14 protein-coding genes are annotated in these 17,992 nt (G+C 43.8%); 4 read left to right on the forward strand and 10 right to left on the reverse strand.

Features of this window, described 5'->3' with window-relative positions; all coding sequences use genetic code 11:
- The first annotated feature begins 114 nt into the window (after positions 1 to 114).
- Complete coding sequence (locus R7F67_RS00420; protein ID WP_054576666.1) at positions 115 to 969, forward strand: LysR family transcriptional regulator; 855 nt, start codon at positions 115 to 117, stop codon at positions 967 to 969.
- On the opposite strand, the gene R7F67_RS00425 is transcribed toward R7F67_RS00420, so the two are convergent.
- Entirely contained in the window at positions 911 to 1,690 is a 780-nt protein-coding gene (locus R7F67_RS00425; RefSeq protein WP_017821480.1) for a TSUP family transporter, read from the reverse strand. The genes R7F67_RS00420 and R7F67_RS00425 overlap by 59 nt on opposite strands.
- A 304-nt stretch (positions 1,691 to 1,994) precedes the next feature.
- Between R7F67_RS00425 and R7F67_RS00430 the strand changes: the two genes are divergently transcribed.
- The gene (locus R7F67_RS00430) at positions 1,995 to 2,864 is read left to right on the forward strand and encodes a hypothetical protein (RefSeq protein WP_054576665.1); all 870 of its coding nucleotides are present in this window, start codon (positions 1,995 to 1,997) and stop codon (positions 2,862 to 2,864) included.
- Positions 2,861 to 3,286, forward strand: coding sequence for a hypothetical protein (locus R7F67_RS00435; protein WP_017633621.1), 426 nt, complete (start codon positions 2,861 to 2,863; stop codon positions 3,284 to 3,286). Before R7F67_RS00430 ends, R7F67_RS00435 begins: the two co-directional genes overlap by 4 nt.
- Positions 3,287 to 3,608: 322 nt before the next feature.
- Here the strand turns inward: R7F67_RS00435 and carB are convergent, their stop codons facing one another.
- From carB to secA, 5 genes are all read right to left on the reverse strand, one after another.
- Entirely contained in the window at positions 3,609 to 6,842 is a 3,234-nt protein-coding gene (gene carB / locus R7F67_RS00440; protein WP_005381854.1) for a carbamoyl-phosphate synthase large subunit, read from the reverse strand.
- A gap of 16 nt (positions 6,843 to 6,858) precedes the next feature.
- Entirely contained in the window at positions 6,859 to 7,998 is a 1,140-nt protein-coding gene (gene carA / locus R7F67_RS00445; RefSeq protein WP_017821483.1) for a glutamine-hydrolyzing carbamoyl-phosphate synthase small subunit, read from the reverse strand.
- 481 nt (positions 7,999 to 8,479) lie between these two features.
- Positions 8,480 to 9,289, reverse strand: a complete 810-nt coding sequence (dapB, locus tag R7F67_RS00450) for a 4-hydroxy-tetrahydrodipicolinate reductase (RefSeq protein ID WP_005381860.1) — start codon at positions 9,287 to 9,289, stop codon at positions 8,480 to 8,482.
- 110 nt (positions 9,290 to 9,399) lie between these two features.
- Complete coding sequence (mutT, locus tag R7F67_RS00455; RefSeq protein WP_005387387.1) at positions 9,400 to 9,798, reverse strand: 8-oxo-dGTP diphosphatase MutT; 399 nt, start codon at positions 9,796 to 9,798, stop codon at positions 9,400 to 9,402.
- Between the two features lie 155 nt (positions 9,799 to 9,953).
- On the reverse strand, positions 9,954 to 12,683 hold the full coding sequence (secA, locus tag R7F67_RS00460) for a preprotein translocase subunit SecA (protein WP_005387389.1): 2,730 nt from the start codon (positions 12,681 to 12,683) through the stop codon (positions 9,954 to 9,956).
- A 407-nt stretch (positions 12,684 to 13,090) separates the two neighbouring features.
- Here secA and R7F67_RS00465 point away from each other — a divergent pair, with 407 nt between their 5' ends.
- Positions 13,091 to 13,549: a DUF721 domain-containing protein gene (locus tag R7F67_RS00465; RefSeq protein WP_005381869.1), complete on the forward strand. Its 459-nt coding sequence runs from the start codon at positions 13,091 to 13,093 to the stop codon at positions 13,547 to 13,549.
- 113 nt (positions 13,550 to 13,662) lie between these two features.
- Here R7F67_RS00465 and lpxC read toward each other — a convergent pair whose 3' ends face one another.
- The 4 genes from lpxC to R7F67_RS00485 all read right to left on the reverse strand — a co-directional run bounded on the left by lpxC (position 13,663) and on the right by R7F67_RS00485 (position 17,988).
- Positions 13,663 to 14,580: a UDP-3-O-acyl-N-acetylglucosamine deacetylase gene (lpxC, locus tag R7F67_RS00470; protein ID WP_005381871.1), complete on the reverse strand. Its 918-nt coding sequence runs from the start codon at positions 14,578 to 14,580 to the stop codon at positions 13,663 to 13,665.
- 101 nt (positions 14,581 to 14,681) lie between these two features.
- A complete protein-coding gene (gene ftsZ / locus R7F67_RS00475; protein WP_005387391.1) occupies positions 14,682 to 15,920 on the reverse strand; it encodes a cell division protein FtsZ in 1,239 nt (412 codons plus the stop codon).
- A gap of 30 nt (positions 15,921 to 15,950) precedes the next feature.
- Positions 15,951 to 17,213 (reverse strand): cell division protein FtsA, encoded by a 1,263-nt coding sequence (ftsA, locus tag R7F67_RS00480; RefSeq protein ID WP_005372946.1) that lies wholly within the window; start codon positions 17,211 to 17,213, stop codon positions 15,951 to 15,953.
- The gene (locus R7F67_RS00485) at positions 17,206 to 17,988 is read right to left on the reverse strand and encodes a cell division protein FtsQ/DivIB (protein ID WP_005387393.1); all 783 of its coding nucleotides are present in this window, start codon (positions 17,986 to 17,988) and stop codon (positions 17,206 to 17,208) included. The genes ftsA and R7F67_RS00485 overlap by 8 nt, the downstream gene beginning before the upstream one ends.
- Positions 17,989 to 17,992 lie beyond the last annotated feature (4 nt).

Consider the following 17,992-nt stretch of genomic DNA (forward strand, 5'->3'; position numbering starts at 1 on the left):
ACTCATTATGGAGTCGACCAAGTGTCGGCTCCTCTCATTTATGCTCATTTGATTCGCCAATTCTTGGGCAATTCGCTAAATTATCTCAACCATTCCTAACTTTCATTAATCATTATGTTGCTTGAAGGTATTGAAACGTTACTTGTCCTCAGTAAAGAAAAAACCATGAGCCGCACAGGCAGTCAACTCTATATTAGTCAATCTGCCGTGAGTAAACGTATTTCAAATCTAGAGAAGAAGTTAGGAAAAAAATTGATAGAGCCAAATGGTCGGCACATAAAGCTGACCTCCGATGGCCTTGCCCTCATAAACACAATAGAACCCACGTTCAATGAGTTAAGAGGAAAAATCCACGATCAACAACAAATAGAAGATACTTCTTTAATCAAAATGGACTGCTCTGAAACCTTAGTGGCGGGATACCTCAGCATGATCATGGCAGAACACTTTGCCCATGATCAGTACATACGAATATCGACCAATCATACGCCACGCATTATTGAGAATGTGAAATCAGGCAAAGCAACATTGGGATTTTGCGCTGGCTATCTACCACCTCATCATGGATTAATGAGCCTTCACCTCGCCGATGAACCTTTCTCAATTGTCAGTCGACATTCACTTTCACAACTACCTAAAGCTATTTTGACCAATGACCTAACTAACCCTGCCAACACATATCAACAAGCTATTTTATCCAAACACGGAATCGAACCTTTGATGGAAATGGATTCGTATACTGCGGCAGCACAACTGGCTTTGGGAGGTATGGCTCCCGCTTTAATCCCTAAATCTATCCTAACGACACTTAATATCACATCTAAGTTCTGCTATGACTTTGAAGAGCTAGATCAGTTAGTTCGACCAATACATATCTGCTTACGTCACAGCACATATCGTAGCGAACGAGTTAAAGCACTGACAGAATCCATTGCTGGTGTTGTTGCCAAAGAAGTTTCGTTGCCATGAGCATCGACATCACTATAACTAGAGGACGAATCCATTTTTGCCCTTTACTTACCACGACCTTCGCCCCTAACTGAGCACCAAGAAAACCGCCAACAGCCATTGTTAAGCCAAGCTTCCACACTGGCAACCCAGCTAAGATAAAAAAGAGTAGTGCCGCAATGTTTGACGTGAAATTGAGGATTTTGGTTCTAGCAGTGGCTTCGACCAAAGAAAAGTGACCTAGTGCAACAAAACAAACAGTAAAAATAGATCCAGTCCCAGGGCCAAAAAAGCCATCATAGAAACCGATCCCGCCACCAATGCATAGCGCAAACATCGCTTCAGATAACTTTGGTTCTCCATCGATTTTTCGCGTACTTGGCGCGAGTAAAAAATAGAGGGAAATGGCTATCAAAAGAACGGGGATCAAACTGGTGAGTACGCTAGCATCAATAAACTGCACAGCCTCGGCACCGATTGCAGCGCCTATAAAAGTGCAGAGTATCGCAAAACGCATTTCCTTTAAGCTAACAATACCGTTACGCACGAAATACCAGCTAGCAGAGAAACTGCCAAACGAACTTTGTAACTTATTGGTTGCTAGAGCTTGAGTCGGACTCAACCCCGCAGCCAAAAGCGCAGGGAGCGTAATGAGCCCTCCCCCACCAGCCATCGCATCAATAAAGCCTGCGGCAGTCGCAACCAAAAATAAGGCCAACAAAATTTCAACCGTGATTTCCACTACACTTCCTTTTTGAAGAGGTATCAAAGAGGAAGAAACGGTAGCATTTATTCACAAAACTACCAATGGAAAGTCAAGACACCAATCTATTCCTAATTTTCATAGAATTAATGCTTAAACTTGACTCCAAACTTTTATATAAAATTTAGTTGTCAGAAAGAATTGAATCACTGTCACAAATCTATTCCTGATAATGAGATCAAACGCTTACCTTTAAATATAAAACTAGACGAATATGAAAGATCTGTTCAGCATGTAGAGTTTACATTGTCAGCGCTCAAGGCCCGATATCTGAGGAAAATACATGACTAGCAACTACCCTTTATCACGACATCAATCCTCAAAAAATAGTGGTAGTATAAGCACCTACCCACTTTATAAATCAAATCATCAACATCGAAATCAAGAAACCATTATCTTATCTATCGATAGCTTCGATATCGTTGTCAAGAACAATGTAAAAGATAAAGCGAAATTAGAACGTTGGGAAAAGATAAAGGGAATGTTTGAAAATACAGCAAACTATTATGCTACAGGACAGGACTTAGTTTTTATAACCAACTTATCAAACTATTTGTACGGAAATAATAGCTCTGTTATCGTTAAAAATTATTCTGGAGCTCCACATATCATACTCACAGGCTCCCCTGCTATGCACTCAAAGCTTTCTGGATTAGGAAAATTTCTTCCCACTCCAACTGTGGCAAAGTTCGCTGTTGGACCAGAAGGGGCATTACAATCCATTAGAAGTGGGGGCATAATAACAATTATCTTAATATCCACATACAGAGTGATTGACTTTTTCCTCAATGACCGTCAAACCTTAGCCAAACTATTTGGTACTTTAGCTAGTGATATAATCACTATCGGGTTATCGTCAGCTGCAGCAGCTATATTTGTAAACTTTGCCGCAGCAGTGGGTGGCAGTGTTGTAACTTTAAGTGCTGGCCCATTATTAGGGGCTATTTTGATAAGCTCGGCTGTAGGTCTTTTATTGAATAGAGAAAATGATAAACGAGGTTTAACACAGAAGTTAATAGCCTCTATAGATATTTACTTAAAGCAAAGAGATATAGAAGCAAAGAGAAGAGCAAAAGAAGAATATAATGAGATTCAACGTAAAACTCAAAGTATGATTTTCTCGCAAGAAATACAGCGAGGTTTGTTACGATGAAAAAAGGGAGTTACGACCGAACGCAAGTGTTTTTTTATTTAATAATTTTATTAGCATCAGCAATATCACTGTTAATATATGGTTTTGATGGATTATCAGACTTTTATCTTAACATCTATAATAATGAAAGTTATTCATCTTTTGATCAGGCTGATATTTTGATTATAGGCTCTAGTTTGATCTTATTTGAATGCTCTAGAATGTCCGTAAAAACATTAAAATCAAATAATTTCCTAACTAAAAGTGAGTTTAAAAGCTCTAGTAAGATATTCCTAACTATATCGGTAACTAGTTTTTTTCTTCTTTATCCCTCGCTACTAGCAGCAGATGTTTTTGCAAAAAGTAACGGATACTCTCTTGATACTGAAGAATCAACTTATAACTTAGTCTTAGAAAAAAGAACCTATCGAAGCACTCCATAGTTAGTATGTTTTTAAGCTCGACACTGCTTATTTTAACTTTTTCTAATTACCTATCTGCTTAAAGAGTTATGGTCGGCTTAATACCTCAGTCCTACAGCATTAATTTTGTTGTAGCAAATGGTAGTACTATTTCTTCATCTTTGGGTACATTGCTTGCCATCATTAGCTTAATGATCTTCAAAAGCGAAGCATACCAATCGTTCCTAGCACACTTTAATGCTCTTCATTTTAGAAAAACCTCGATATAAAAAAGCCCGCTCAAATGAGCGGGCAATGAGGTTGTCATGTAAGCCTGATTAATGAGCTTACTGATTTTTATCTGTTACGCGTCTAGACTCGCTTTCACTTTAGCGTGTAACTCTTGAACCGAAGTTACTGACGCTTTTGCGTCTGCAGTATGAGACATACATGTAGCGAACGCTGCATTCAGTGTCGTTGTGTAGTTCACTTTTTCTGCCAGTGCACCACGGCGTAGAACTTTCGAATCTTCAATCGCTTGACGACCAGCAGCCGTGTTTACGATGTAGGTGTATTCGTTGTTCTTGATGCGGTCAAGAATGTGTGGACGACCTTCGTGTACTTTGTTTACCAAACGTGGGTTAATACCCGCTTCGCCCAGAATTACAGCAGTACCGTGTGTCGCATCCAACTGGTAACCCAGTTTCACTAACTTAGAAGCTAGGTCAACAACACGCTCTTTATCACCTTCACGTACAGACAGTAGCGCACGACCACCTTCAGGATAAACCGCACCACAACCTAGCTCTGCTTTAGCGTAAGCTTCTGCGAACGTTGCACCCACACCCATTACTTCACCTGTTGAGCGCATTTCAGGGCCCAATAGAGGGTCAACACCAGGGAATTTGTTGAACGGCAGAACCACTTCTTTCACTGAGTAGTAAGGAGGGATAATCTCTTTAGTAAAGCCTTGTGACTCTAGAGATTGACCCGCCATTACACGTGCAGCGATTTTCGCTAGAGGAGCGCCTGTCGCTTTCGATACGAATGGTACCGTACGAGCAGCACGAGGGTTCACTTCAATTAGATAAACGTCGTTATCTTTCACAGCAAACTGCGTGTTCATCAAACCGCGTACACCGAGTTCGAATGCTAACTTCTCAACTTGCTCACGCATCTTGTCTTGAATTTCCTGACTTAGCGTGTATGCAGGCAGTGAACATGCAGAGTCACCAGAGTGAACACCCGCTTGTTCGATGTGCTCCATGATACCGCCGATAACGACGCGTTCACCGTCACAGATAGCATCAATATCAACTTCGGTTGCATCATCCAAGAAACGGTCTAGCAGAACTGGAGACTCGTTCGATACGCTTACTGCTTCGTTGAAGTAGCGACGCAGGTCTTGCTCGTCGTACACGATTTCCATCGCACGACCACCGAGTACATAAGATGGACGAACAACTAATGGGAAGCCAATTTCTTTCGATTTCTCAACCGCTTGCTCCATCGTTGTTACTGTCGCGTTTTCTGGCTGAAGTAGACCTAAACGGTCAACAGCGGCTTGGAAGCGTTCACGGTCTTCCGCACGGTCGATAGCATCTGGGCTAGTACCAATGATTGGCACACCAGCCGCTTCTAGAGCACGAGCCAGTTTAAGTGGCGTTTGACCACCGTACTGAACAATCACACCTTTTGGTTTTTCAACGCGAGCGATAGACAGTACATCTTCCAGAGTTACTGGCTCGAAGTACAGACGATCAGACGTATCGTAGTCAGTAGATACCGTTTCTGGGTTACAGTTAACCATAATGGTTTCGTAACCGTCTTCACGCAGCGCAAGTGATGCATGGACACAACAGTAATCGAATTCAATACCTTGGCCGATACGGTTTGGACCGCCACCAAGAACCATGATCTTATCTTTGTCTGTTGGGTTTGCTTCACATTCTTCATCGTAAGATGAGTACATGTAAGCCGTGTCAGAAGAAAACTCTGCTGCACATGTATCCACACGTTTGTAAACCGGATGAATATCAAACTGCTCACGAGCACGGCGAATTTCACTTTCAGCGACACCAAGCAATTTAGACAAGCGAGCATCAGAGAAGCCTTTGCGTTTCATCTGACGAAGCACTTCTTTGGTCAAACCTGCGTAGCCGCCCGCCTTGACTTGTTCTTCGAGTTTTACAATTTCTTCGATTTGAACCAGGAACCAGCGGTCGATTTGAGTCAAGTTGAACACACCGTCGACTGACATACCCGCTCGGAATGCATCGGCGATGTACCAGATACGCTCTGCACCTGCTTCTTTAAGTTCGTGACGAATCTTAGTCAGTGCATCTGGCGCTTCCAGATCGACCATCTCATCAAAACCAGTTGCGCCAACTTCTAGGCCACGCAGTGCTTTATGAAGAGATTCTTGTTGGTTACGACCAATCGCCATTACCTCACCAACCGATTTCATCTGAGTTGTCAGACGATCGTTTGCACCAGCAAATTTCTCGAAGTTAAAGCGAGGGATCTTAGTTACGACGTAGTCGATAGTTGGTTCAAATGACGCGGGTGTTGCACCACCTGTGATGTCGTTTTGTAGTTCGTCTAGCGTAAAGCCAACAGCCAGTTTCGCGGCAATTTTCGCAATTGGGAAGCCTGTTGCTTTTGATGCTAGCGCAGAAGAGCGAGATACACGCGGGTTCATCTCGATGATGACCATACGACCATCTTTCGGGTTGATACCAAACTGTACGTTTGAACCACCTGTTTCAACACCGATTTCACGCAGAACAGCTAGCGATGCATTACGCATAAGCTGGTATTCTTTGTCAGTCAGTGTTTGTGCTGGAGCAACCGTGATTGAGTCGCCCGTATGGATGCCCATTGGGTCAAAGTTCTCGATTGAACATACGATGATACAGTTGTCCGCTTTGTCACGAACGACTTCCATTTCGTACTCTTTCCAACCGATTAGTGACTCATCGATAAGAAGTTCGTTGGTCGGAGATAAGTCCAGACCGCGACGACAGATTTCTTCGAACTCTTCTTTGTTGTACGCGATACCACCACCAGTGCCACCCATGGTGAACGATGGACGAATGATACAAGGGAAGCCAACCATATCTAAAACTTTGTAAGCTTCTTCCATGCTCTTCGCTGTATCTGCGCGAGGACACTCAAGGCCGATAGACTTCATCGCTTTATCAAAACGAGAACGGTCTTCCGCTTTGTCGATTGCATCAGCCGTTGCACCAATCATCTCTACGCCAAACTCTGCGAGAACGCCGTGCTTCTCTAAATCTAACGCACAGTTAAGTGCTGTCTGACCACCCATAGTTGGCAGAACTGCATCAGGACGTTCTTTCTCGATGATCTTGCGTACAACTTCCCACTGAATCGGCTCGATGTAAGTCGCATCTGCCATCTCTGGGTCAGTCATAATCGTTGCTGGGTTAGAGTTAACCAGGATAACTCGGTAGCCTTCTTCACGAAGAGCTTTACACGCTTGTGCGCCAGAGTAGTCAAACTCACATGCCTGACCGATAACAATCGGACCAGCACCAAGAATTAGAATACTTTGAATGTCAGTACGTTTTGGCATTATCTACTACTCCGAATTAAGCGCTGTGTTTTTTGATTAGTTCGATAAAGTGGTCAAATAGCGGTGCCGCGTCATGTGGACCAGGGCTCGCTTCTGGGTGACCTTGGAAGCTAAATGCTGGCTTGTCTGTGCGGTGGATACCTTGCAAAGAGCCATCAAATAGCGATACGTGAGTAGCACGTAAGTTTTCCGGTAATGTTGCTTCATCTGCCGCAAAGCCGTGGTTTTGCGAAGTGATCATCACAACGTTACGCTCTAAATCTTTTACTGGGTGGTTTGCACCGTGGTGACCAAACTTCATTTTCACCGTTTGCGCACCTGATGCTAGCGCCAGAATTTGGTGACCTAGACAAATACCAAAAATTGGCAGGCCTTTTTCTAGGAACACTTTGGTTGCTTCAATCGCGTAAGTACATGGTTCTGGGTCACCAGGGCCGTTCGATAAGAATACGCCATCTGGATTTAGTGCCAGAACTTCTTCCGCTGACGTTTCTGCAGGTACAACCGTTAAGCGGCAGCCGCGGTCAACCAACATTCGTAAGATGTTGCGTTTTGCGCCGAAGTCGTAAGCGACAACGTGGTATGGCAGCTCGCTGTCATCTTTCGCCTCTGGAAGTCCACCTTCAAGCGTCCACGAACCTTGTTTCCACTGATACGCTTCTTTTGTTGTAACTTCTTTCGCAAGGTCCATTCCTTTTAAGCCTGGGAATTCTTTTGCTTTCGCTAGTGCCAAAGCTTCGTCTAGGTTATTGCCCGCAACAATACAGCCGTTTTGAGCACCTTTTTCACGCAGGATACGAGTGAGCTTACGAGTATCGATATCAGCGATGCCAACGATATTTTGAGACTTAAGATAATCAGAGAGGGATTGTTCGTTACGGAAGTTAGAAGCGATTAGAGGAAGATCGCGAATCACAAGGCCTTGTGCATGAATGGAAGAGGATTCTTCATCTTCGGAAGTGGTTCCGGTATTGCCAATGTGAGGATAAGTGAGAGTGACGATTTGCTGAGAATAGGAAGGATCAGTGAGGATTTCTTGATACCCCGTCATCGAGGTATTAAAAACGACTTCACCAACGGAAAGACCATCTGCCCCTATGGACACTCCGCGGAACACTGTCCCATCTTCTAGGACCAACAGTGCTAATTTACCCAAGACAACCTCCAGAATAAAAATGCAAAAAAAATAAATCAAACTGCAAACATGCCTTCCTTTACCTATAAAATCTACATAAATAGGTATTTCAGACAAATTGGCGGTATTCTAAAGTTGGACTCGAAACCTGTCAACCTACAATCAAAAATAAATGATTAATTTCTAGCGAGTAAGGTCATTTTGAATCAGTAAGGCCCAAAAAGATAACTTTTACATGCTATTACATAGAGAGGCATAGAGGTTTAATGAATTTTACAAATTTGAACTTTTTAGAGATCACAAAAAAGTATGAGTTTTTCACGCAAACGTTCACACAACAAAAAAGACATTAGTTTTTAGACATCAAAACCCAAAACACCCACAAAACAACCAAAACAACAACAAAAGTAAGCACCAAAATACTTTCTGTTAGAATCATTTCATTTACAACTAATTCTATAGATATAAAAAAGCCGGCTACCGCCGGCGAATAATTATGTATTTAGAGTTCATTCAATCCCAAAACATCTGTCATGGTATAAAAGCCCGCTGGTTTGGCACTCAACCAAACAGCGGCCTTGACGGCGCCATTAGCAAACGTCATACGATCGGTCGCTTTGTGCGTTATCTCCACTCGTTCCCCGATATCAGCAAACATGGCTGTGTGCTCACCGACAATATCGCCAGCGCGAATTGTAGCAAAGCCGATCTCATCTTTAGTACGTTCACCTGTGATACCTTCTCGCGCATAGACAGCTACATCATTCAGCTTGTTGCCCATCGCACCAGCAATGGCTTCGCCCATCCCGATAGCGGTACCAGAAGGAGCATCAACTTTATGACGATGATGTGCTTCGACAATCTCAACATCACAGTAGTCGCCCATCACTTTGGCTGCTTTCTCAAGAAGCTTAAATACTAGGTTCACACCAACAGAGTAGTTAGGAGCCATGACAACAGGCACTTGCTTAGCGGCTTCGTCAATCAGTTCACGCTCTGCATCACTGAAACCAGTCGTCCCAATCACAATACTCTTTCCATGCTTCTTACACAGTTCAAGATTCGCCAACGTACTTACTGGGGCAGTAAAATCGATGATTACATCAAAATTATCGACGTCTTTAGCAAGATCATCCGTTAAGAACACATCGAATTTACCTTCACCACAAAGCTCACCGATATCGACACCGACAAGTGAGGACTCAGGTCGTTCTGATCCCGCGCTCACTGTCGCCTCTGGGTTAAGGTGTGAAGCTTTAACCAAATTACGGCCCATTCGGCCTGCTGCTCCTGCGATTGCAATACGAACCATTGCGCTTTCTCTCCTTCTCTGGATAACGAGGTTTGCTCTCGTTCTCTCGTTTCGCTTAATCTGTTTAAACTAACAACATACCGTGGTTACCACAAGCAAGTTCATCAGGCTTAAGCGAACTCTTTTACGACACGCTCCAAGATAGGCACGTTCGCTTCAGGAAAGGCATAGTTACCCAATTCTCTTATCTCAACCCAGCGACCTTCTTGACCTTCTCGGCCGTAAGGCTCATTACTGAACTTAGATACCGTAATAAAATCAAACTTAAGTGATTTGTCTGGATAGTCATATTCCAAATGCTCGAAAAGGGCTTGCTCAGTAACTTCAATTCCTACTTCTTCTTCAAGTTCTCTTGCTAGAGCATGTTCAATACTTTCTCCTGACTCGACTTTCCCGCCGGGAAACTCCCAAAACCCGCCTTTATGCTTGTCGTCTGGACGCTTTGTAATAAAAATTTTTGATTTGTCTTGGTTAAAAATAATAGCCGCGACTATGTGAATTCTTTTCATAGGGTTTCCTAACTCTCAAGCCGTTACACTTCAACGGTCTTTGCATCTCTAAAACTATCCGATGCTATCAAAACTTATGAAATTCGACAGCCACAGAATTTGCTCAAAAAAAGAGCCGCCTAGGCGACTCTTTAAAACATTATCTGACTAATACGTTAGTCGATTTTGCCGTGGCACTGTTTATACTTCTTACCACTACCACAAGGGCAAGGCTCATTGCGACCTACTTTACGTTCATCACGTACCATTGGCTGACTTGAACCTTCTTCAGATTCTTCACCTTCAGAAAGAGGGTTTTGTGCTGCTGCGTGTTGCGCTTGAGCACGACGAGCGGCCTCTTCAGCTTGCGCACGACGTTGCTCTTCCATACGTTCAACTTCTTCTTGTTGCTGAACTCGAACGCGAGATAGAACAGTAATCACATCAGTTTTCAGCGCTTCTAGTAGACCTTCAAACAGTTCAAACGATTCACGCTTGTATTCCTGTTTCGGGTTCTTCTGCGCATAGCCGCGTAAGTGAATACCCTGACGCAAGTGATCCATTGCTGCCAAGTGCTCTTTCCAAAGCGTATCCAGAGTTTGAAGCATAACCGATTTCTCGAAGTTACGAAGCACTTGGGCACCCACCACTTCCTCTTTCTCTTTGTACACTTCAACGGCTAGATTGATGATCTTCTCGCGTAGCGCCTCTTCGTAAAGCTTATCGTCTTCTTCAAGCCATTGCTTCACTGGTGCATCAAGATCGAAGTCTGCTTTCAAGCGCTCTTGCAGACCTTCAACGTCCCACATATCTTCTAGTGATTGTGGCGGGATGTACTCATCAATAACCGCTGTTAGCACATCTTCACGGTTTTGCTCGATCATACCGCTGATGTCTTCAACGTTCATCAATTCGTCGCGCAGCTCGTAGACAACCTTACGCTGATCGTTCGCCACATCATCGTATTCTAGTAGCTGCTTACGGATATCAAAGTTACGACCTTCCACTTTGCGCTGTGCTTTTTCAATTGAGCGAGAAAGCATTTTCGATTCAATAGCTTCACCTTCTTCCATACCACTTTGAATAAGGCTCGCCATACGATCAGAAGTGAAAATACGTAACAAAGAGTCTTCCATAGATAGGTAGAAGCGCGATGAACCCGCATCACCTTGACGACCAGAACGACCACGTAGCTGGTTATCAATACGGCGAGATTCGTGGCGCTCAGTACCAATGATGTGTAGACCACCAGCATCTAATACTTGATCATGTACAACTTTCCACTCTGCTTTAATCGCATCGATTTGTTCTTGAGTTGGGTTCTCCAAAGCTTCCACTTTTGATTGCCAACTACCGCCAAGCACAATATCCGTACCACGACCGGCCATGTTGGTCGCGATAGTTACCGCACCAGGCATACCCGCTTCAGCGACAATTTCCGCTTCCTTCTCATGGAATTTTGCATTCAATACGTTGTGTTTGATCTTAGCCTTCTTCAATGCGTTAGAAAGAAGTTCTGATTTTTCAATCGATACGGTACCAACCAATGTTGGCTGACCTTTCGCAACGCGCTCTTTGATATCTTCAATGATTGCAGCAAACTTCTCAGCTTCAGTACGGTACACCACATCCGGCATATCGTTACGAATCATAGGTTTGTTGGTTGGGATAACCACCGTTTCCAAGCCATAAATAGATTGGAACTCAAACGCTTCAGTATCCGCAGTACCTGTCATACCAGACAGTTTTTCGTATAAGCGGAAGTAGTTCTGGAAGGTAATCGAAGCCAAAGTTTGGTTTTCGTTTTGAATCTTAACGCCTTCTTTCGCTTCTACTGCTTGGTGAAGACCTTCAGACCAACGACGACCTGGCATTGTACGACCAGTATGTTCATCAACAATTACTACTTCACCTTCGTCAGTAACGATGTAATCAACGTTGCGCTCAAACAACACATGAGCACGCAAAGCGGCATTCACGTGATGTAACATGCTGATGTTAGTCGGAGAGTAAAGTGTGTCACCCTCTTCCATAAGACCATTTTTCACCAACAGTTCTTCAACGTACTCTTGGCCCGTTTCTGTGAGGTATACTTGCTTTGATTTCTCATCAACAGTGTAGTGACCATCACCACGATATTCTTCAGAGTCTTCTTTGTCTTGCTTTTTAAGATGCGGGATCAAAAGGTTGATTCGGGTGTATAGCTCAGAGCTATCTTCAGCAGGACCAGAAATGATTAAAGGGGTACGAGCTTCATCAATTAGGATTGAGTCCACCTCATCGACAACTGCAAAGAAGCGTTCACGTTGTACGCGATCTTCGCTACGGAAAGCCATATTGTCACGAAGGTAGTCAAAACCAAATTCATTGTTCGTTCCGTACAAGATGTCAGCTTGGTACGCTTCTTTTTTCTCTTGAGGAGGCATGTTTGGCACGTTTACGCCAACAGTCATACCTAAAAATTCAAATAGAGGGCGGTTTGTCTCTGCATCACGTTTAGCTAGATAATCGTTCACTGTTACAATGTGAACGCCTTTACCAGCCAGGGCATTTAGGTAAGCAGGAAGCGTTGCCGTCAGCGTTTTACCTTCACCCGTACGCATTTCAGCGATTTGACCCGCATTTAGAACCATACCGCCGATAAGCTGGACGTCGAAGTGGCGCATACCGTAGACACGCTTAGATGCTTCACGAACCGTAGCAAAAGCTTCTGGAAGTAGTTTATCAAGAGTTTCACCTTTCTCTAGGCGCTCACGGAATTCAACCGTCTTTGCTTTTAACTCTTCATCACTTAGAGCCTCGAATGTTGGCTCATAGTTATTAATTTCTTTTACAATTTTTCTAAGGCGGCGCAGTGTTCGGTCGTTGCGACTGCCAATCACTTTTGTCAGTAGCTTAGTTATCATTTTTCGTGAATCTCTCTTTATTCAGACCGTTCCCGATCTACTCATAATGCCTTCAGTCTCTGCCAGTTTGGAACTAAGAATACTGAGATAAATCATTTATCAAAGATATTGAGTTCAAACATCCATATTTCAAGGCTAAGTTTTGAAACAATGTGGCTTAGTGTAAGGATTTTTAATCGATACAACCATAAATAGACGTATTTGTTTGAAGCACTCTGAAGTTTTTACTTAAAGTGGTGACTGATTAGCCGATATTGCATACCGCAATATGTGTAATCCATCCAGAGCAAACTTTGCTTTTTACCTTGCTATATTGTAAAACTGAAGCTAAAGACGTTAATGTAAACTATACCTTGATAGAAAGCTGCTCTAGAATAGCTATATCTCAACAAAATTAGATTTTACCTATGCGTGATCACCGTCCAACCTCGACTGAAGATGTTATTGCTGAGTCACAGTTCAAGCAGATTCAAGAACATGCTGGAGAAATCTTACAGCTTAACCAAGCTTTGCAAGAGGTCTTACCCATGGGGACGGCCGATCATTGCCGAGTGGCGAATGTTCGTAACGGCCATCTATTGATCGATGTCTCTAGTGCCGCGATCAAAATGAAGATCGATTACGATCGCCTCATGATCCTAAATAAACTTCGTACTCAAGGCTTTGCCAAGCTGATGAGCGTTGAAGTGAGGATCAATCCTTCACTATATAGAAACCGCTTTCAACAAGACGACAGACCTAAGCGTCCACCACTAACAGAATCTGCAGCAAAGTCATTAATGACGATTGCCGACATGGCGCCACCTAAAATTCAAGAGCGTTTAAAACGATTAGCCGATATGGCAGAAAAGGAAGATCGTAAGTGAACGTTATTTCAATATGCTGAAAGCTTGAATGTTATTGATAAGTCGAAGATTAAAGCCAAATAGCAAAAAACCAGGCATAAGCCTGGTTTTTTATTAATTCTAATGCCAAGTATTTACGCAAGCACCATATTTGGTTCTGCGAATGCTACTGGTGAGCCGACTTCTTCTTCGAATGTAGTCCACTCCCACGCTTCCTGATCTGCAAGAACAGCACGTAACAGTTGGTTATTTAAACCGTGGCCAGATTTAAAGGCACGGAATTCACCAATGATTGGGTGGCCACACATGTAAAGGTCACCAATCGCATCCAACACTTTGTGAGTCACAAACTCATTTTCAAAGCGTAGACCTTCTTCATTAAGAATACGGTAATCATCCAAAACGATAGCATTGTCAAAACTACCACCCAAAACTAGGTTTTGAGATTGTAGATATTCGATATCACGCATAAAGCCAAACGTACGTGCTCGAGAAATCTCACGAACAAAGCCTTTTGACGAGAAATCAAACAGCAAACGTTGCTCGTCTGATTCAATCGCTGGGTGATTAAACTCAATTTCGAAGTCCATACGGAAGCCGTTAAATGGTACAAATTCTGCCCATTTATCACCATCTTCAAAACGAACTGGCTTTTTGATACGGATGAAGCGTTTTGGCGCATTTTGCGTTTCGATACCTGCTTGTTGTAGCAAGTATACAAATGGGCTTGCACTACCATCCATGATCGGAATTTCAGGTGCGTCTACTTCGACAACAATGTTATCGATGCCCATACCAGCAAGTGCCGCATTCAAGTGCTCAACAGTTGAAATACGCACACCTTCATCGTTTACCAATGCAGTACAAAGCATGGTGTCACGAACCGAAGCTGGATCAGCTGGAAAATCTACAGGTGGATTTACATCTGTACGACGGTAAATGATACCTGTATTTGCAGCAGCCGGGCGCAGAGTAAGTGTGACTTTACGACCAGAGTGGAGACCCACACCAGTTGTTTTCACTATTTCTTTCAGAGTACGTTGTCTGATCATCTGCTTGCCTCTCAAAAATTTGCTACAAAACACGGCCGTCTGTAACGTCGACCGTGAATGCTACCATAATTTTGAGCCATGTCAAATTTATGGGTTAAAGATTAATCAGCCTGACGACGCAAAAATGCCGGTATATCTAAATAACCACTTTCCTTTTCTTGCTTTGGAGCCGCAGAACTTTGACTCGACGAAGCTGGAGAAGAAGAAGCAGTGTTTGTCGGCTGAGGAGTTACCTGTGGCTTCTCTTGCACTTGATTATTTTGCAAGGTCTGTGCCGGTTTTTCTTCAGCTTGCGTTGCCGCTGCTTGTTGCTGTGGTTGAGCTTGCGGCGTCGGTGCCACTTTCGCTTTACCACCCGCAACTAGCGTGATATCTGGCTTTTTCTCATTACCAATACCTGTCGCTACAACTGTTACGCGGATTTCGTCAGTCATATCAGGGTCTAGAGAAGTACCGATAACAACAGTCGCATTGTCAGAAGCGAATGCCTTCACTGTATTACCAACCGTCTCAAACTCGTCAAGACGCATATCCAGACCAGCAGTAATATTGACAAGAACACCACGAGCGCCCGCTAGATCGATGTCTTCCAGAAGTGGGCTAGAAATTGCCATTTCAGCCGCTTCTTCAGCTCGGTCTTCACCTTTGGCGATGCCGCTACCCATCATTGCGTGACCCATTTCAGACATTACAGTTCTTACGTCCGCAAAGTCGACGTTGATCATGCCAGGGCGAGTAATTAGCTCAGCAATACCTTGAACGGCATTCTTAAGAACATCGTTAGCGCTTGCAAAAGCTTCTAGTAGTGTTACACCACGACCAAGTACTTTAAGTAGCTTTTCGTTTGGAATCGTGATCAAAGAGTCAACATGCTTAGAGAGCTCATCGATACCTTGCTCAGCAAATGCCAAACGCTTTTTACCTTCAAAACTAAACGGTTTAGTTACTACCGCTACTGTTAGAATGCCAAGCTCTTTAGCCACTTCAGCAATAACAGGCGCTGCACCAGTACCGGTACCGCCACCCATACCAGCTGCGATAAACACCATATCGGCGCCAGTCAGGGAATCTTTAATTCGATCTCTGTCTTCGAGAGCTGCGTCACGGCCAACCTGTGGATTAGCACCTGCACCCAGACCTTTAGTGATATCACCACCGATCTGAATAACATTGCCAACGCTTGTCTTACGAAGTGCTTGTGCATCAGTGTTGACGCTGATGAATTCCACACCTTCGATGGATTCACGCACCATGTGTTCAACGGCGTTACCACCGCCGCCACCAACCCCAACGACCTTGATTACTGCATCGTCAGACATTTCCATCATCGGTTCAAACATGTGTTGTCTCCGTTTATCCTGCAACTCAGGTTAAAACTCTTTTTGTATCCAGTTACGCAATTTATCGAAAAAGCCAGTTACAGATGAGCGTTTAGGTTCATTATAATCGCTATCGTCGCTAGACTGCATGTCTCTTGCGTAATGAAGTAATCCAACTGCCGTAGAATGGTACGGCTCTTTTACATAGTCAGTTAATCCGCTGACTTCGAGCGGTTTGCCGACCCTTACTTGATTGCGGAATACGCGTTCCGCACATTCTACCACTCCGTCCATTTGCGCAGCACCGCCGGTGAGTACAACTCCCGCAGCCAGATGGTGCTTGATACCCTCTTCGCGCAATTTTGCTTGTACAGAGTCGATAGTTTGGTTAACCAGTCCCATAAGCTCAGAGTAGCGTGGCTCAATCACTTCTGACAACGTTTGACGTTGCAGGCTACGTGATGGTCGTCCACCTACGCTTGGTACATTAACCGTGTCATCCTTACTGACCAGTTCACTCAAAGCACAGCCATATTTGACTTTTATTTCTTCAGCATCGCTCACTGGCGTACCAAAAGCAAAAGCAATATCACTGGTTACAGCATTTCCTGCGTACGAAAATACTTCTGTGTGACGTAACGCACCGCCAGTCCAGATGGCCACATCCATCGTGCCGGCGCCAATATCAACCACACAAACTCCAAGCTCTCTTTCATCCTCGGTGATTACTGCATTACTAGCAGCAAGCCCAGAAAATACGAGTTGTTCTACTTTAAGGCCGCAGCGTTCTACCGCCTTAATAATATTGCGTGCCATGTCATTATGGCATGAGATAAGGTGGACACTCACTTCCATTCTTACCCCAGATAAACCAAGCGGATTTTTGATTCCTTCTTGGTAATCAATGGTGAACTCCTGCGGGATCACATGAAGAATTCGCTGTTCATCACCGATTTTAATCGATTTTGCGGTATGGATAGCGCGATCCATGTCTTCTTGAGACACCTCTTCATCAGAAATCGTGCCCATACCTTTTTCAATTCGGCTTGCGATATGCTTACCAGACAACGAAATGAAGACTCGGCTGATCTGGCACTCTGCCATTAATTCAGCTTGATCAATTGCACGTTGTACTGATTTTACAACCGACTCCAAATCATTCACGCCACCTTTATCCATGCCGCGTGAGGGGCTACTACCTGCGCCAATAATATTAATTTGACCGTCTGGTAAAACCTCACCCACTAGAGCCGATACGGTTGCAGTGCCTATATCAAGACCAACAATAATGTTGTCATCAGCGGCCTTAGTCATCTGTACTCTCTTCTAACTCTTGTTCAGGAAACCAACCAACTGCGGCTCCTGTATCGTACCTAAGATCGATATAACTGATTCTTTGCGTGTCACTGCCAAGCTTGTTATAGAGCTTAAAAAAGCGCTCTATACGCTCAAGAAGAGACTCTTTACCGAGCTCTAATCGAATACCGTTATCAAGGATGATTTGCCAAGCTCGTCGCTCGTTTAATACCAGAGACGATATCGCTAAACCCAATTGCTGAAACTTAGGACTCAAATCACGGTAAGTCTGTAAGACTTCCGGCCCGCTATCTTTGGGTCCGTACAGCTTCACTTTTTCTTCTTGCAACAGAGCAACATCTCCATCAAAAACGAACCCGTTTTTATCTAACAGTTCGTTGCCATTCCAAATGGCTTCTGGTTGATGCTCCGTCAAAAAAACTTTTACTGTATCCGGCCACTGCTTTCGGATTGCGGCATGCGCTACCCATGGCAGAGCTTCGACACTTTGCTGTAATACATCAATATCCTGAGACATAAATGTACCGATGTGATCAATTCGACTAAATGCAGCCTGCACATCGTCAGCTTGGACATACTCCAGTTTCCCCTGAAGTACTATTTTGGAGAGAGGTAACCTTTGGTCATCCCACATCCAACTGATCGCCGCGTACAAAACAGAACTAATTAAAGTCACAACCACAACGAAAAATAACGCACCCAAGATTTTTTCTTGGCGACCACGGTTGTTACCCGTGTTTGGTCGCTCGTCATTCAGTGCAATATTCAACAACGTC

It is taken from the genome of Vibrio sp. YT-17 (genome assembly GCF_033337375.1).
GTDB classification, from domain to species: Bacteria; Pseudomonadota; Gammaproteobacteria; order Enterobacterales; family Vibrionaceae; genus Vibrio; species Vibrio alginolyticus.

Bases quoted from the DNA above. Each gene is read 5' to 3' on its own strand.
- R7F67_RS00420 (WP_054576666.1), top strand. From the start codon at position 115: ATGTTGCTTGAAGGTATTGAAACGTTACTTGTCCTCAGTAAAGAAAAA.
- R7F67_RS00430 (WP_054576665.1), top strand. From the start codon at position 1,995: ATGACTAGCAACTACCCTTTATCACGACATCAATCCTCAAAAAATAGT.
- carB (WP_005381854.1), bottom strand. From the start codon at position 6,842: ATGCCAAAACGTACTGACATTCAAAGTATTCTAATTCTTGGTGCTGGT.
- ftsA (WP_005372946.1), bottom strand. From the start codon at position 17,213: ATGACTAAGGCCGCTGATGACAACATTATTGTTGGTCTTGATATAGGC.
- R7F67_RS00465 (WP_005381869.1), top strand. From the start codon at position 13,091: ATGCGTGATCACCGTCCAACCTCGACTGAAGATGTTATTGCTGAGTCA.
- lpxC (WP_005381871.1), bottom strand. From the start codon at position 14,580: ATGATCAGACAACGTACTCTGAAAGAAATAGTGAAAACAACTGGTGTG.
- ftsZ (WP_005387391.1), bottom strand. From the start codon at position 15,920: ATGTTTGAACCGATGATGGAAATGTCTGACGATGCAGTAATCAAGGTC.
- secA (WP_005387389.1), bottom strand. From the start codon at position 12,683: ATGATAACTAAGCTACTGACAAAAGTGATTGGCAGTCGCAACGACCGA.
- dapB (WP_005381860.1), bottom strand. From the start codon at position 9,289: ATGGTTCGTATTGCAATCGCAGGAGCAGCAGGCCGAATGGGCCGTAAT.
- R7F67_RS00435 (WP_017633621.1), top strand. From the start codon at position 2,861: ATGAAAAAAGGGAGTTACGACCGAACGCAAGTGTTTTTTTATTTAATA.
- mutT (WP_005387387.1), bottom strand. From the start codon at position 9,798: ATGAAAAGAATTCACATAGTCGCGGCTATTATTTTTAACCAAGACAAA.